At 34.5% G+C, this 15,390-nt stretch carries 15 protein-coding genes and 2 tRNA genes; 3 read left to right on the forward strand and 14 right to left on the reverse strand.

Annotated elements, in window-relative coordinates; genetic code table 11:
- The first annotated feature begins 79 nt into the window (after positions 1–79).
- The gene (locus GJV76_RS09115; RefSeq protein WP_155092314.1) at positions 80–526 is read left to right on the forward strand and encodes a hypothetical protein; all 447 of its coding nucleotides are present in this window, start codon (positions 80–82) and stop codon (positions 524–526) included.
- Positions 527–626: 100 nt separating this feature from the next.
- Here GJV76_RS09115 and GJV76_RS09120 read toward each other — a convergent pair whose 3' ends face one another.
- The gene (locus GJV76_RS09120; protein WP_155092315.1) at positions 627–1,286 is read right to left on the reverse strand and encodes an SMI1/KNR4 family protein; all 660 of its coding nucleotides are present in this window, start codon (positions 1,284–1,286) and stop codon (positions 627–629) included.
- A 124-nt stretch (positions 1,287–1,410) separates the two neighbouring features.
- A complete protein-coding gene (gene fahA, locus GJV76_RS09125; protein ID WP_155092316.1) occupies positions 1,411–2,694 on the reverse strand; it encodes a fumarylacetoacetase in 1,284 nt (427 codons plus the stop codon).
- 110 nt (positions 2,695–2,804) lie between these two features.
- Here fahA and glyA point away from each other — a divergent pair, with 110 nt between their 5' ends.
- Positions 2,805–4,079: a serine hydroxymethyltransferase gene (glyA, locus tag GJV76_RS09130; protein WP_155092317.1), complete on the forward strand. Its 1,275-nt coding sequence runs from the start codon at positions 2,805–2,807 to the stop codon at positions 4,077–4,079.
- 60 nt (positions 4,080–4,139) lie between these two features.
- Here glyA and GJV76_RS09135 read toward each other — a convergent pair whose 3' ends face one another.
- From GJV76_RS09135 to GJV76_RS09170, 8 genes are all read right to left on the reverse strand, one after another.
- Positions 4,140–4,877: an acyl-[acyl-carrier-protein] thioesterase gene (locus GJV76_RS09135; protein WP_155092318.1), complete on the reverse strand. Its 738-nt coding sequence runs from the start codon at positions 4,875–4,877 to the stop codon at positions 4,140–4,142.
- A 56-nt stretch (positions 4,878–4,933) separates the two neighbouring features.
- Positions 4,934–5,854 (reverse strand): tRNA (adenosine(37)-N6)-dimethylallyltransferase MiaA, encoded by a 921-nt coding sequence (gene miaA / locus GJV76_RS09140; protein ID WP_155092319.1) that lies wholly within the window; start codon positions 5,852–5,854, stop codon positions 4,934–4,936.
- Entirely contained in the window at positions 5,838–6,689 is an 852-nt protein-coding gene (locus GJV76_RS09145) for an ion transporter (RefSeq protein ID WP_155092320.1), read from the reverse strand. The genes miaA and GJV76_RS09145 overlap by 17 nt, the downstream gene beginning before the upstream one ends.
- A gap of 13 nt (positions 6,690–6,702) precedes the next feature.
- Positions 6,703–8,052 carry an exonuclease domain-containing protein gene (locus GJV76_RS09150; protein WP_155092321.1) on the reverse strand — a complete coding sequence of 450 codons (1,350 nt, stop codon included), beginning with the start codon at positions 8,050–8,052 and terminating at the stop codon, positions 6,703–6,705.
- A gap of 18 nt (positions 8,053–8,070) precedes the next feature.
- The gene (locus GJV76_RS09155) at positions 8,071–8,742 is read right to left on the reverse strand and encodes a YggS family pyridoxal phosphate-dependent enzyme (RefSeq protein ID WP_155092322.1); all 672 of its coding nucleotides are present in this window, start codon (positions 8,740–8,742) and stop codon (positions 8,071–8,073) included.
- Positions 8,743–8,753: 11 nt separating this feature from the next.
- Positions 8,754–9,971: a DUF1015 domain-containing protein gene (locus GJV76_RS09160; RefSeq protein ID WP_155092323.1), complete on the reverse strand. Its 1,218-nt coding sequence runs from the start codon at positions 9,969–9,971 to the stop codon at positions 8,754–8,756.
- A gap of 78 nt (positions 9,972–10,049) precedes the next feature.
- Positions 10,050–10,937, reverse strand: a complete 888-nt coding sequence (locus GJV76_RS09165) for a 3-hydroxyacyl-CoA dehydrogenase family protein (RefSeq protein WP_155092324.1) — start codon at positions 10,935–10,937, stop codon at positions 10,050–10,052.
- Positions 10,938–10,966: 29 nt separating this feature from the next.
- A complete protein-coding gene (locus GJV76_RS09170) occupies positions 10,967–11,932 on the reverse strand; it encodes a Gfo/Idh/MocA family protein (protein WP_155092325.1) in 966 nt (321 codons plus the stop codon).
- A gap of 244 nt (positions 11,933–12,176) precedes the next feature.
- Between GJV76_RS09170 and GJV76_RS09175 the strand changes: the two genes are divergently transcribed.
- Positions 12,177–12,818 (forward strand): protein-L-isoaspartate(D-aspartate) O-methyltransferase, encoded by a 642-nt coding sequence (locus GJV76_RS09175; RefSeq protein WP_160339162.1) that lies wholly within the window; start codon positions 12,177–12,179, stop codon positions 12,816–12,818.
- Positions 12,819–12,879: 61 nt separating this feature from the next.
- On the opposite strand, the gene smpB is transcribed toward GJV76_RS09175, so the two are convergent.
- The 4 genes from smpB to GJV76_RS09195 form a co-directional block, all read right to left on the reverse strand.
- Positions 12,880–13,332 (reverse strand): SsrA-binding protein SmpB, encoded by a 453-nt coding sequence (gene smpB / locus GJV76_RS09180; RefSeq protein ID WP_155092326.1) that lies wholly within the window; start codon positions 13,330–13,332, stop codon positions 12,880–12,882.
- A 99-nt stretch (positions 13,333–13,431) separates the two neighbouring features.
- Positions 13,432–14,022, reverse strand: a complete 591-nt coding sequence (locus tag GJV76_RS09185; protein ID WP_155092327.1) for a porin family protein — start codon at positions 14,020–14,022, stop codon at positions 13,432–13,434.
- A gap of 1,164 nt (positions 14,023–15,186) precedes the next feature.
- A tRNA-Tyr gene (locus GJV76_RS09190) sits at positions 15,187–15,267 on the reverse strand.
- 41 nt (positions 15,268–15,308) lie between these two features.
- Positions 15,309–15,389 (reverse strand) — tRNA-Tyr (locus GJV76_RS09195).
- Between the last annotated feature and the right edge of the window lies 1 nt (position 15,390).

Consider the following 15,390-nt stretch of genomic DNA (forward strand, 5'->3'; position numbering starts at 1 on the left):
TAACAAACTATGGACTTTCAGTCCATAGTGGTTTATTTCTTTAGATAATGAATTTAAATATGCTCCGAAAGCTCCAGGAATGGAAAAGCGCCTTGAATTGTTAGAGAAGTTTTACTATTTGAATTATGTAGAGGGGGATAGATTACTTGAACGCAAAGGAAAGGGGATGTTTATGGATTCAATGAGTAAAATTAAGCAGGGGAATCAAAAGTTGTGTGATGCTGGATTGGATACTGCTTGTATTCAAGTTTTTATTTATGGCTTAGGTGAAAAAGCAATTGATGTTGTTTCTGTATTAGGGGATAAGAATGCAAAAGAGGTAAAACACCCTCAAGCAGATGCAGAACTTGAGAAGTTAGGTTCCAAGATTATCGAAATGGGCAATAACGAAGGATATGGATTATTATACTCTTATTACACATTGATTGACCAGGAGAAGACAGGAATCGAATGGAATGAAAAAGGGTTAAAAAAAGGATGCCGTTTATGTGCATCTAACAAAGAGATTTACGAGAAAGAGCTATAGGTAACAGACCTCTAACTATCGATGTAATAAAGAAAAATCTCCTATTGAGTTCAGTAACTCGATAGGAGATTTTTTTATAAGGCTGTCTTAGTTCTTGTGATTAGATAAACTCTGAAATAGAATTGTCAAGCCATAATTCATACCAATCTAAAAAAGTTAGACTATTAATATTTTCTAATTCAATACTCGGATATAATCCTCCGTCATTTATTCGGTCGTCTGTCCACATAAAACCTTTTTGATTTCCAGCTACGACAAGGAAAATGGTAATACCACATCCAAAATCACAAAGGTTAAGCCTTCCATAGTCATGTTCTTCTCCACTGATCAGGGCCAATCTTTTTTCATATAACTGTTCTTCAAGTTCATCATCTCCACTGGCATTTTCTATTTTAGCATCAAGACTTTCTAATTCAGCTAATGGATTCCATAGGGAACTATGAGGAAAAGGCTTTTGTAAAAGTGAAGTAGTACTCTTGCCTGTTATCATTAGCTCTTCTTCGTTTACGCTTGCTTCAGTTAATGTTTGCAAGCCATAAAAAGGTCCCATACCTCCATTGCCTACTTCAGTGATAAATGCTAAATAATCTTTTGGTAGCGTAACCTTATTCTCCTTTTCAAATTGAGTTACATCTTCAATAGAAACAGTAGGGTTTAATATATATTCGTGTGTATCTGCACCGAAAATTTCCAAGTCTTGATCTAAACTCTTTAATTGGTTTACTTTCTCTTTGATACGATGAATTTGTTCTGTGTACATAAATTATAGTAATAAGCGACAAAAGTAGTTAAAATATAACGTTCGCCTTTATATTGAAACAAAAAAGCGCGAAATGACAGTTCATTTCGCGCTTGGTATATTTACTTTGTAAGACTTTTCTGTTTTAAAAACGTACTGATGCTGGTAATAGCATATTACTAACCTCCCCAAAGCCAATGCGGATATCACTATTTTGGCAATAACCTTTCATTGTGATAGTATCGTAATCTTCAATAAAAGTTCTGGTAGAACCATCAGGTAAAGCAATTGGTTTGGTTCCGCCCCAAGTTAACTCTAAAAGAGATCCATAGCTATTTGGTTCAGTTCCAGAGATGGTTCCGGAACCCATTAAGTCACCTGAGTTTACTTTGCACCCATTAATGGTGTGATGCGCTAACTGTTGACTCATAGTCCAATACAAATACTTAAAGTTAGACTCACAGATTAACTTACTCTCTTTTTCTTTTGGAGTAATGTATACTTCTAATTTAATATCAAAGGTTCGATTACCAGATTGCTGTAAGTAAGGTAGAGGGGTAGGTGATTGAGCTGGACTTGCAACTCTAAACGGCTCTAAAGCGTCGAGTGTGATAACCCAAGGGGAAATCGAAGTGGCAAAGTTCTTAGCAAGGAAGGGACCTAACGGAACGTATTCCCATGTTTGTATATCTCTTGCACTCCAATCATTTAACAAAACCATACCAAAGATATGATCTTCAGCCTCATCTACTGGAATGTGCTCTCCTAAAAGGTTAGCATCGGTTGTAATAAAACCTGTTTCTAATTCGAAATCAAGGCGTTTTGAAGGCCCGAATACTGGAGAGGTTTCTCCTTTGGGCAAAGTTTGTCCTACAGGTCTTTTAATAGGAACTCCTGAAGGAATAACAGTAGAGCTTCTACCATGGTAGCCAACAGGGATGTGTAACCAGTTTGGTAACAATGCATTCTCAGGGTCTCTGAACATCTTCCCTACATTGGTTGCATGTTCTTTACTCGAGTAGAAATCAGTATAGTCCCCAATGAGTACAGGTAACTGCATTTCCACAGAATCAATTGCAAATATTACAGCATCTCTGTGTTTTTCGTTATTTTGAAGATCTAAGTTATTTAAGTCAAATATTTCAGCAACTCTGTTTCTAACTGCTCTCCAGGTTTTTTTACCTGCAGAAATAAAATCATTTAAAGAATCTTGTAGAAATACATCATCGGTCAAGTCAATGCCTTTAAAGTAACCTAACATTTGCAATGCACTTAAATCAATTGCATAATTACCAATTCGGGTACCTATTGTAATGATGTCATCTTGCGTGATAAAAACACCAAAAGGAATATTCTGAATTGGAAAATCAGAATTCTTTTCAACGTTTAACCAAGACTTCCTATTCGGATCGTTTGCGTTAATTGTCATAAATTATTTTTTAGTGAGTTAATAGTAATACTCAAATATATAATTAAGACTGAAAATAACAAACGTTTTTTGTACATTTGGAAGCAATAAAAATGAAACACACAACATAAATGAGAAAAGATACTGAAATTTTCGACTTAATTCTTGAAGAACAAGATAGACAAATTCATGGAATTGAATTAATTGCTTCTGAAAACTTTGTAAGTGATGAGACAATGGAAGCTGCAGGTTCTTGCTTAACAAATAAATACGCAGAAGGGTATCCTAATAAGAGATATTACGGAGGATGTGAAGTTGTTGACGTAGTAGAGCAAATTGCTATTGATCGTGCAAAGGCATTATTTGGTGCTGAGTATGTAAACGTGCAACCTCACTCAGGATCTCAAGCTAATACAGCTGTGTTTTTTGCTTGTTTGAAGCCTGGAGATAAGATACTTGGGTTTGATTTATCTCATGGAGGACATTTAACTCACGGTTCACCAGTGAACTTTTCAGGTAAGCTGTACAACCCTGTGTTTTATGGTGTAGATCAAGAAACAGGTTTATTAAATTACGATAAGATACAAGAAGTAGCTACTAAAGAGCAACCAAAACTTATAATTGCTGGTGCTTCTGCATATTCTCGCGATATGGATTTTAAACGATTCAGAGAGATTGCTGATAGTGTTGGAGCTATTTTAATGGCAGATATTTCACACCCTGCAGGTTTAATAGCTAAGGGATTGATGAATGATCCTGTACCTCATTGTCATATTATCACTACTACAACACACAAGACATTAAGAGGACCAAGAGGTGGTATTATCATGATGGGGAAAGATTTTCCAAACCCATTTGGTTTAAAAACGCCAAAAGGAGAGGTGCGCATGATGTCTTCGCTTTTAGACAGTGCTGTATTCCCAGGTAATCAAGGAGGACCTTTAATGCATATTATTGCTGCTAAAGCTGTAGCATTTGGGGAGGCTTTATCTGATGAGTTCTTTAAATATACGTTGCAAGTGCAAAAGAATGCTAAGGCAATGGCCGCAGCTTTTGTAAAAAGAGGATATAATATCATCTCTGGCGGTACAGATAACCACATGATGTTGATTGATCTTAGAAATAAGAATATCTCTGGTAAAGAAGCTGAGCAGGCTCTTGTAAAAGCTGAAATTACTGTGAACAAAAACATGGTACCTTTTGATGATAAATCACCATTTGTAACTTCTGGTATTCGTATTGGTACTCCAGCTATTACTACAAGAGGTTTAGTTGAAGAAGATATGGAAACTATCGTTGCTTTAATTGACAAAGTATTGATGAATCACACAAACGATGAAGTAATTGAACAAGTTGCTGATCAAGTAAACGAAATGATGGAAGAAAGACCTATGTTTGTATGGTAAATCACAACATTATAGGTATATAATAATAAAAGCTACTCATTTTATGAGTAGCTTTTTCTTTTAGTTTAGGTAGCAGTAAAAATTAACTGTATCTTCATTTGTATTGACTGTAAAGTGATGCCCTTCTTTATCTACTGAATATAAAATATCATAAGGGAGATCATAGGTCATTTCTTTTTTAAATAACATATCTAACGTTTTCACTCCCTTTAAGTCGATATTGTGAGTATATGCTGTATCCATTATCCATTCTATATACTTTATATTAGTCACGTGATTAACCATGTCTAAATCTGAGTATTTTACTTTGTCACTTGATAGCTTGCTAAAGATATTTTTTGGCATTCTTTGAAAGTCCTCTTTTACTGACTTTTTATCTGCGTATTTAATAAAATGTTCGTGGGGAAGTTTCATTAATTCAGGTCTTCTCTTTTCTGTATTCATAATCACCCAAAGAGAAGAAGCATTTGCCAGTAATTGGCCATTCTGGTGCACTTCAAAGTTCCTTACTGATCGAAAGCCATCTAATTTTTCTATCCAAGTTGTAATTGTAATCTCATCTTGCCAATGGGGTAATTCTCCTTCAATCTCTATTCTAAACTTATTCACTACCCAGGCTTGACTAACTTGTTGTAAGTCCCAAAAGCTGATTCCCCCTACAATAGAATGTTCTGACGCGACATATTGTATTAATCGACTAAGCGCGGATAGCTTGATAACTCCATCCGGTGAGCAATCAAAGAAATCAACAATGAAACTTCGAGTATAAATGGAAGTGAAATTTGGAGAAATTGGCATATAATATAGTTTTAAAGTGGTTGTATGTTTGCTTGGTAGAGTAGAGGTCGTTGCCTTTATTGATTGATGATTTTGTCAATCTCCGCAATAATGTTGTTTGGATCTGTAGTAAAATCAAACCATTTGGCACCTTCAGTTCTTTTGAACCAAGTCATCTGGCGTTTAGCAAAACGGCGTGTGTTTTTCTTAATTTCCTCAATTGCAAAATCTAAATTGCAATCTCCATCAAAATAAGTAAACAGTTCTCTGTATCCTACGGTCTGTAATGCATTATTCTTCCTAAAAGGATACAATGCCTCAGCTTCTTTTAAAAGTCCGTTATCGATCATAATATCCACTCGCTTGTTAATGCGTTGATACATTAATTCACGATCAGCCTCTAATCCTATAATGATAGGAGTAAAGTTTCTATTGTTTGCTTTTTTATTCAAGAAGGATGAATAGGGTTTCCCTGTACCTATACAAACTTCCAGTGCTCTTGTAACACGCTGTGGATTATCTATCGCAACCTTTTCATAGTGTACAGGATCAAGTTCTTTTAACTTATTTTGAAGAGAAGCCAATCCCTTTTCTTCAAGTTCTTTGTTTAAGTCTTCTCTGATATTGGGGTCTATGTCAGGGAAATCATCTAAACCATTGATAATTGCATTGACAAATAAACCAGAACCACCAACCATGACTTGTATGGGGTTGTGTTGAAATAGATCTTCCAGTTTTGCTAAGGCGTCTCTTTCAAAATCTCCTACTGAGTAGGGTGTATCTATACCAATATGTTGAATAAAATGATGAGGTATAATACTTAATTCTTCTTGAGAAGGCACGGCTGTACCTATATTCATTTCTCGATAGAACTGTCTGCTATCACAAGAAATTATGTTACTGTTATAATGCTTTGCTATTTCGATTCCCAAGGCTGTTTTTCCAATAGCAGTAGGTCCGATAACAACAATTAAATATCTATTATTTTTTGAATACATCTCCTAATTTTTGACCACAGTTATAGCAGTAGTTCGCATCTTCATCATAAATAGTTGTTGTACATGAAGGGCAGTTTCTTCTCTTACGCGCATCTAATCTATTCCTTTTAATATTAGAGAATTCGGCAGTTACAATTCCAGTTGGTACTGCAATAATGCCGTACCCCATAATCATGATAAATGAGGCAATCATCTGTCCCTGTATGGTCTGGGGAGCAATATCTCCATAACCCACAGTGGTCAAGGTTACGATACACCAGTAAATACTGCGCGGAATGCTTGTAAAGCCATTGTCTTTTCCTTCGATTACATACATCAAAGCTCCCAAAATAATAGATACAACTAATACGAAGTAAACAAATACAATGATTTTTGTTCTACTTGCTTTTATAGCGAGTTTTAAGTGGGATTCTTGACCGATATAAGGAACCAAATTTAAAATTCCAAAAAGGCGTAAAAGACGTAATGCACGTACAACTGTTAACACTTGAGCATCTGCTACGAAGAAAGATAAGTACATTGGCAATATGGAAATCAAATCGACTATTCCATAAAAGCTGAATACGTATTTTAATGGTTTCTTATTACATAGAATACGCAATATGTATTCTATAGTAAAAAAGACAGTAATAATCCATTCACATACTTTAAGACTGATATGGTGCTTCATATCAAAGCTTTCTATTGACTCAAGCATTACCAATAAAACGCTCAAGAGAATAACGGCTAATAATACTAAGTCAAATAATTTTCCAGCAAAAGTGTTAGAACCGTAAATTACGATGTAAATCTTTTGCTTTAGGATATCCCATTTATTCTTAAGTTTCTTTCTCAACGGTGTCTAAGATTTAAATATGAACTAATTTATAACCTGTTTTTTTATTTAAATAATTTAAAATAATATTTCTATTATTTCGATTAAAAGTAATAGTTGTTAAATTACTTTGCAATCGATCTAATGAATTTACTTGATAATTTAGATCGTAGAAACAGTAACCTCTCAATTTTCCTTCTTCGAGTACTACGGCACTTTTTTCTTCTACTTTTCTTCCTTTGTTGATGATTAATAAGTTGTCTTGATCTATGTTATAATTAACAAGTAGTTCTAAAAGATTACAATTATAATCCGTTTTATTCATTTCTATTGTATCTGAGAAATTAGCTTCAGTCACTTTCTTGCTCTTTTTCTCATTTATCATTTCTAAAAAGAACGGTAATTCAAAGTGATGTGTTATACTTTGAACAAACTTTCTACCCTCAGTTGGCGAGGTGAAAGCCATAACGTTGCGTTTTCGACCATCCGTTTTTTCTATAGCGAAATAATGGTATCCGTTTAAATTTGTTTTTATATACAAAGAGTAAGGGTAGATATTCTTCTTGCTTACTTTATTATATTTTGGCTTGTTAATAGTAATCTCCTCTGCTTCTTTGAGCATTGCTATTAATTCATTGCCTGTTTTTTCATAAGTCACTGTATAAGTTTCTTGTTGAATCTTCTTAAAGACAGTAGTGTTGCTTGTAAAGTGTTGTAAAACTTTCTTCTTGATATTCTGACTTTTGCCTATAAAGATGATTTGACCTTCTTCGTTGTGGATATAATAAATACCAACTGTTGAGGGAAGACTATCTGCAATGTCTAAAAACTTAGGATTAATACCAGTGCGAATATCTGATTTAATCATTGATTTTAGGATTGTTTTTTCGTGGTCTTTTGACAGTAATAATTGAAACAATTTCAAAGTAGCCATTGCATCTCCATGTGCTCTATGTCTATCAGCAATAGGAATACCTAATGAACGCACTAATTTGCCTAAAGAGTGTGATTTAGCTTCAGGTAATAATTTTTGAGATAACTCAACAGTACATAGTGTATCTCTGTTAAAGTCGTAGCCCAATCTTCTAAACTCTGTTCTAATTACTCTATAGTCGAAGTCTGCATTATGAGCAACAATAACGCAATCTGTTGTTATTTCAATGATGCGCTTCGCTACTTCATAGAATTTAGGTGCTAAACGGAGCATAGCATTACTTATACCCGTAAGTTTTACTACAAAGGGCTGTATTTCAATTTGAGGATTTACTAAACTAATGAATTGATCTACTACTTTATCGCCATCGAATTTATAAATGGCTATTTCAGTGATTCCTTCTTCATTAAATTGTCCTCCTGTTGTCTCTATATCTAATATTGCGTACAAGCTGTAATATCGTATTAATTAATAATTTCGATGACCGAATATACTACTGCCAATTCTAACCATGGTGCTACCACATTCTATGGCTAATAGGTAATCGTTACTCATTCCCATTGACACAGTAGTCAATTGTAAAGAAGGAATATGTGAGTAGTTGTTTTTTACTTTGTCAAATATAGCCTTTAGTGAAGTAAACTCCTCTTTGATTAGGTGCTGGTCCTCTGTAAAAGTAGCCATTCCCATTAACCCTTTGATTTCAATATGTTGCAATTTTGAAAAGGCTTCACTCTCTAATATTTCGATTAACTCCGCTTCGTCTAATCCAAATTTAGTGTCTTCTTTGGCAATAAACATTTGCAATAAACAAGGAATAACTCGGTTATTTCGCTTAGCTTGTTTATCTAATTCTTCAAGTAGTCTAAAGCTATCTACACCGTGAATCAACGAAACATAAGGTGCCATATACTTCACTTTGTTTCTCTGTACGTGCCCTATCATGTGCCATTGTATGTCCTTAGGTAGAGATTCGTACTTATCACTCATCTCCTGAATCTTGTTTTCCCCAAATACACGTTGGCCTGCATCATAGGCTTGTTGGATATCTTCTATTGGCTTTGTTTTCGAAACAGCTACCAATGTCACTCCCTCAGGAATCGTTTTTTTAATCTCATTCAGATTATTTGCTATAACCATTTTCTCTTACATTAAATTTCATAAATTAATAAACCATTCATGAACTTAGGTTCAATATATGTACTTTTTGGTGGCATGATCAGGTTGTTATCCGCCACTTTTTTAATTTCTTCTACATTGGTAGGGTAAAGCATAAAACCTACTTCGTATTCTCCGTCATCTACCATTTCTTTAATTGTTACAATAGATTCATTTCCTGGAATATAGTCAATTCGCGCGTCATTACGCAAATCATCGAGTCCGAGAATAGGGTGTAATACTTCATCGTATAAGATTTGAGCATCTAATTGTTGGAGGATATCGTTTGTTTTCTTTTTCTCTTTTAATTTAAGAGCGTAGAAATCTCCATCCAAATACATGCCAAATTCCATTTTCTGTGTGGGTTTCCACAACTGTTGTTCTTTATTTTCAACAAGGAATTTTTGATTTAACAATTCAAGAAATTCTTCTTTTGTGTGATTGTTTAAATCGTGAATAATTCTGTTGAACTCGTAAATCTTGATATTGTTTTCTGAGATTAAGTAAGTCATGACAGAATTGTTGTGTCCTCTTTGGTTCTCAGGATCTTCTTGTTGTAGCATATTGGCAGAAGCAAAACGGTGATGTCCATCGGCAATGTACATTTTATCTACTTGCTCGAACTTGCTACACAACCATTCAATTTCAGCGTCATTGTCTATTTTCCACAGCGTATGCCTTTCTTTCTCTACTGTACTAAAGTCGTATATCGGCCTTGACTGTTTAAAATTATCTATCCAAATATTAATGTCCTCTTGATCTGGATACATCATTAAAACGGGTTCTGTATTGAATTTACTGAAATCCAAGTACTCTTTGAATAACTTAACTCTGTATTCAAGTGTGTCTTCGTGCTTGAGAATCACATTGTCATTGTAGTCTTCAAGTGTTGTACCGGCTATAATGCCTGTAAATACATGTGATTTTGTTTGAATTTGATATAAATAGAAAATCGGCTTTTCTTCTTTGACAAGGATATTCTCTTTCTTAAAGTCTTTTAATTTAGCAGCAACCATTTTGAAACGCTTGTCACTTGTTACCTTTTGTGGATTAACATAAGCGGGATGCAAAACGTGAAGAAAAGAAAAAGGATTGTAATCTAATAGATAGGCTAATTCTACAGTTGTGTAGTCTTCGAATGAACGACAACTTACTAAACTAACTTTATCTCTTGTAGGACGAACGCCTTGGAATGGAAGTATTTTTGCCATTATTTATGGTATCAAATCGAAAGAAAGACAACTGATTTTATTGTGAATCAGTTGTCTTTTTCTATATTATTTATCTTGTTATGCAAACATTTTAGCTACTTTCTCAGCTTTCTTACTCTCTGAGTAGTCATAGAATCCCTCTCCAGATTTTACGCCAAGTTTTTTAGCCATAACCATATTTACTAATAACGGACATGGTGCGTATTTTGGATTTTTAAATCCTTCATACATGACGTTTAGAATTGACAAACAAACATCTAAGCCTATGAAATCTGCTAATTGAAGCGGTCCCATTGGATGAGCCATTCCCAATTTCATCACAGTGTCAATTTCTTCTACACCAGCAACTCCATTATATAGTGTTTCGATAGCCTCATTAATCATTGGCATCAGTATGCGGTTAGCTACAAATCCAGGGTAATCATTTACTTCTGTAGGTACTTTATCTAATTTTTTAGATAACTCCATAATCGCTTTAGTAACTTCGTCAGATGTACTATAACCGCGAATTATCTCCACTAACTTCATAATTGGCACAGGATTCATAAAGTGCATCCCTATAACTCTTTCTGGGTTCTTCACCACAGAAGCAATTTGAGTAATTGAAATTGAAGAAGTGTTTGAAGCTAAAATGATATTCTCATTACATACTTCACTTAATTCTTTAAAGATATTTAGTTTTAACTGTACATTTTCTGTTGCAGCCTCTATAACTAAGTCAGCATTTACCACACCGTCTTTTATCTCTGTATAGGTAATGATGTTTTCAATAGTTGCTTTCTTTTCAGCTTCAGTGATACTTCCTTTTGCAATCATGCGATCAAGGTTTTTCACAATCGTAGTCATACCTCTTTCAATAGCTTGTTCAGATATATCGATTAAGAATACTGTAAACCCCTTTTGAGCAAAGGTATGTGCAATACCATTTCCCATGGTTCCAGCACCTATAACTGCGATATTTTTCATATATAGTTGATTTTTAATGTTAGTTCATTTTATTTTTTAAATGCATCGATGATTTGATATGCTAATTTCAAAGCAGCTGTACCATCTTCTAACGTTACAACAGGTCTTGTATTGTTTACAATAGCATCGTGAAACGTTTCCAATTCATCTAAAATAGCATTATTTTGATGAACTTCAGGGTTGTCGTAATAAATTTGTTTTTTAACTCCTTCAGCATTTTGTAAGATAAGGTCAAAGTCGCCAGGAGTTTCTGGAGCTTCTTTCATTTTGACTACCTCACAAGTTTTTTCTAAATAGTCTACCGAAATATAAGCATCACGTTGAAAGAAACGAGATTTACGCATATTTTTCATTGAGATTCTACTTGCTGTAATATTAGCCACGCATCCGTTTTCAAACTCTACTCGAGCATTGGCAATATCGGGTGATTCACTTAAAACAGCTACTCCGCTTGCACTAACGTGTTTTACAGGGGATTTAACCACACTTAAAATAGCATCGAGATCGTGTATCATTAAGTCCAAAACAACAGGTACATCAGTTCCTCTTGGGTTAAACTCAGCAAGGCGGTGAGTTTCGATGAACATTGGTGACTCTATCTTTGATTTTACAGCTAAAAAGGCAGGATTGAATCTTTCGACGTGTCCTACTTGGCCATATACGTTGTGTTTCTTTGTTAACTTGATAATTTCTTCAGCCTCTTCTACAGTAGTTGTGATTGGCTTTTCAAGAAAAACGTGTTTTCCTGCCTCGATTGCTTGTTTAGCACAATCAAAATGGGAAAGGGTAGGAGTCACGATATCTACTACATCCACAGCAGCTATCAACTCCTCAATGCTATCAAATTTACGATATCCAAATTCAGCAGCAACTTTCTCTGCGTTCTCTTTAAAAGGATCATAGAATCCTACTAAATTATATTTCTCAGATTGGTTTAACAGGCGTAAGTGAATCTTACCTAAATGTCCTGCTCCCAATACACCAACTTTTAGCATATCTAAATATTTTCAACAAAAATATAACTTAATTTAAGTAACGCATAAAAAATAGGGGATAAAGTTTTGCTTATCCAAGCTTAAGTCTTGCTGTTGAGTTAGTTTGAAAAAATGTTGTTTAAATTCTTTTTCATAGTTCGATATAAAAAGGATATTAGATAGGAAATGAAATGCCTCAGAGAGGCTTTGTGAGTAAGTTTATTGTAAATATTGTGTAAATTAGCGCAAATTAAAATTACTTGCCGTGATAGATACCCCTAAACATCAAGGTCTTCGCAATCAGCTTGTAGAGTCTTTAAAACAAAAAGGTATAGTAGATACTGCTGTTTTAGAGGCTATAAGGGTGATTCCTAGACATTTATTTTTAGATTCAAGTTTTGAAAATTTTGCTTATCAAGATAAAGCATTTCCAATTGGTGCAGGACAGACGATCTCTCATCCATACACTGTTGCTTTTCAATCGCAACTGTTAAGGCTGGAGAAAGAAGATAAAGTGTTGGAGATAGGAACGGGAAGTGGTTATCAAACCGCTGTTTTAGTAGCTATGGGAGCAAGAGTTTACAGCATAGAAAGGCAAAATGAATTGTATAAGAAGACAAGTCATTTGCTTCCAAAATTGGGAATACGCCCCAAATTAATGACTTTTGGTGACGGATATAAAGGATTGCCTAATTATGCTCCTTTTGATTCTATTATTGTTACTGCTGGTGCTCCGTTTATACCACAACCTTTAATGGCTCAGTTAAAAATTGGAGGTAGGCTTATCATTCCTTTGGGAGAAGAAACACAAATCATGACTGAACTAGTTCGTTTGAATGAAACTCAGTTTGAAAAACACGAGTATGGTGACTTTAAATTTGTCCCAATGTTAGAGAATAAAAATTAGATACAAAAAAACGAAGTACTCTGCAGAGTACTTCGTTTTTTATTTTATTAAAATCAGTTCTTTAATATGACTTTTTCAATCTGTCTAAGTTGATCTTATTATCTCGATCTTTAATTGTCTCGCGTTTATCGTAGTTCTTTTTACCTCTACACAGCGCTATCTCAAGTTTAGCTAATCCTCTGTCGTTTAAAAATAGACGCAAAGGTACAATGGTTAACCCCTTGTTTTGAACACTCTTGTTTAAGCTTTTAAGCTCTTTCTTGTTGAGTAGTAATTTGCGTTCTGTTTTAGCTTTGTGATTGAAGTGTTTGCTATAGGCGTATTCTTCAATTTGAGTATTAATGGCAAATAATTCAAGGCCTTGAAACTCACAAAAACTTTCTGCAATACTCGCTTTCCCCAATCGAATTGATTTAATCTCTGTTCCCGTTAAAACTATACCAGCGGTAAATCTGTCTATAATCTCATAGTCAAATTTTGCGCGCTTATTTAATATGTTTATTTTCTTCTGCATATTGCAAAAATAATATTTTTAAAACTATTTGAAAGTAGCAAACAAAAAAGAGTTGCTACTGCAAAGTAACAACTCTTTCTGTTAATGTTGAAATTTATCTTATAAAAAGAAATATCCTACTGAAACTAACCAAGTGTTTGGTTTAGTTTTGAAGTCTTTACTCACGTTGCTGAAACCTCCATCGTATGAAACGTCAACAGTGAATTTTAAGATATCAGCTCCAACTCCTAAACGGTAACCAATGTTTGATTTGTCAAAGTTTTTGAATGTATCTCCTATTTCTTTTTTATTGAAGTTATCTCCAATCATATTTGTGTAAACTCCCCCTGCATAGGTACGCAAGTGCAATAAAGGTAGGTTGATGATTTTGTAACCAAAAACAACAGGAACTTCAATATTCTTCATTTTAGAAGTGTTGTTGCCAGTTGCTCCCTCAAATTTTACGTTTTTCTCAGAGTATAAAAGCTCTGCTTGAAGGTAAGTTTTTTTAATGTCAAATCTCGCTACAGCACCAAGCGCAAAACCAGTAGCAGATTTACTGTTGTAATCTTTTAAAGATGTAGACATATCAGTAAAGTTTGCTCCTGCCTTAATCCCAACGTGTAAAGGAGAAGGCGACTGTGCGTAAGATGTTGCTCCAGCTAATAATAATGCAAAGGTTGCTAATCTAAAAATTTTTTTTGCTTTCATAGTTTAGTTATTTTTTGCCAAAGTTAAAGAAATGATTATCTATTAACAAAATTTTTTTAACCGATGAATTTACTTTATCATAATTGATTTATAATTATAAATAAGCTAATAAAGTGTTACAGGTAAGTTGATTTTATATGGAAGGAGTAATGTTGAGTACAGGTCTGTTTTAGATCTGTGTAAAGACATAAAGAGTGTATTGCTGAGTAATTGGAGAAAGGGATTGTTGTTTGTGTGGTAAGTATTGAGTTTCAATTTTTAGTGTTATTCACAGTTTGGTGTTTTTAGTTGTACCAAAGGTGGTATTAGTTGTGCTTCTTAGTTGGTTACAAGTTTATTAAGTAGGTATTTTTAAAGTCCTTTTTAGCTACTTACGAAGGGTTTTCTAGGGGTATCCTTGTGGTTTTGTTGCCAAGAATGGGGGTTTTGCCAAGGAAACCCCTAACAATCTGCGAGAATACGTGGAGAAAGTGCAAGCAATACTCTATTGATTTTGGGTATAGTGATGCATGATGTATTTGTTATTTACTTTAACTTTAAACGCTCTGTTGTATTCTTTTTTGATTTGCTGAAAGAGGAGCAATGTGTGAAATTTGAGTAATGTCTATTAATTTGGGTAGGGGAGTAGCAGAAGAAAGAGTTGTGATGTTAGGGGTATGGTATGCGATGTGAACTATAGAAGTGGTAAGGTATTCTGGGGGAGTATGTATGGAGTAGAGGTATCGCTAAATGAAAGATTTAAATAGATTACATCATTACTTAGGTGTAGTTAGATTATTCTTCAATACATGTATAAGGGCTGTTAGTTTACCTCTAAGCATCGAATATGTCTTTTGTCATAGATTTTGACTTAGTTCTTATTTCTATTGATGATATAATACTTTCGTCGGTTTCACCAGTATGAGGATCAATAAACAATATGTGTTTACATTTTTCTTTTCAGCTATTATCGTCGTTTGTGTTTTTGTTTGCGAGTTCAGTTTCGATAAATAGCATTTGATGAGCGGTGAGATGATACTAATAACAATTTTGAGTGTGGTATAATCTGTTTGTCTAATCCCTGTTAATTGTGGTAGGTAAGAGAGGTAGACGTTGTCGTGGAGGTGAAAATGGTGTTGTGATAAAATAGAAAAAGCTTTCTAAGTAAATAGAAAGCTTTTGTAGTGGGGAGAGCAGGATTCGAACCTGCGAAGGTTTCCCAACGGATTTACAGTCCGTCCTCGTTGGCCGCTTGAGTATCTCCCCTCCGGTATTTTAAAATATTTTACAGTCTATAAGAACTTTAGTGGGGAGAGCAGGATTCGAACCTGCGAAGGTTTCCCAACGGATTTACAGTCCGTCCTCGTTGGCCGCTTGAGTATCTCCCCT

It is taken from the genome of Myroides albus (genome assembly GCF_009711045.1).
GTDB classification, from domain to species: domain Bacteria; phylum Bacteroidota; class Bacteroidia; order Flavobacteriales; family Flavobacteriaceae; genus Flavobacterium; species Flavobacterium album_A.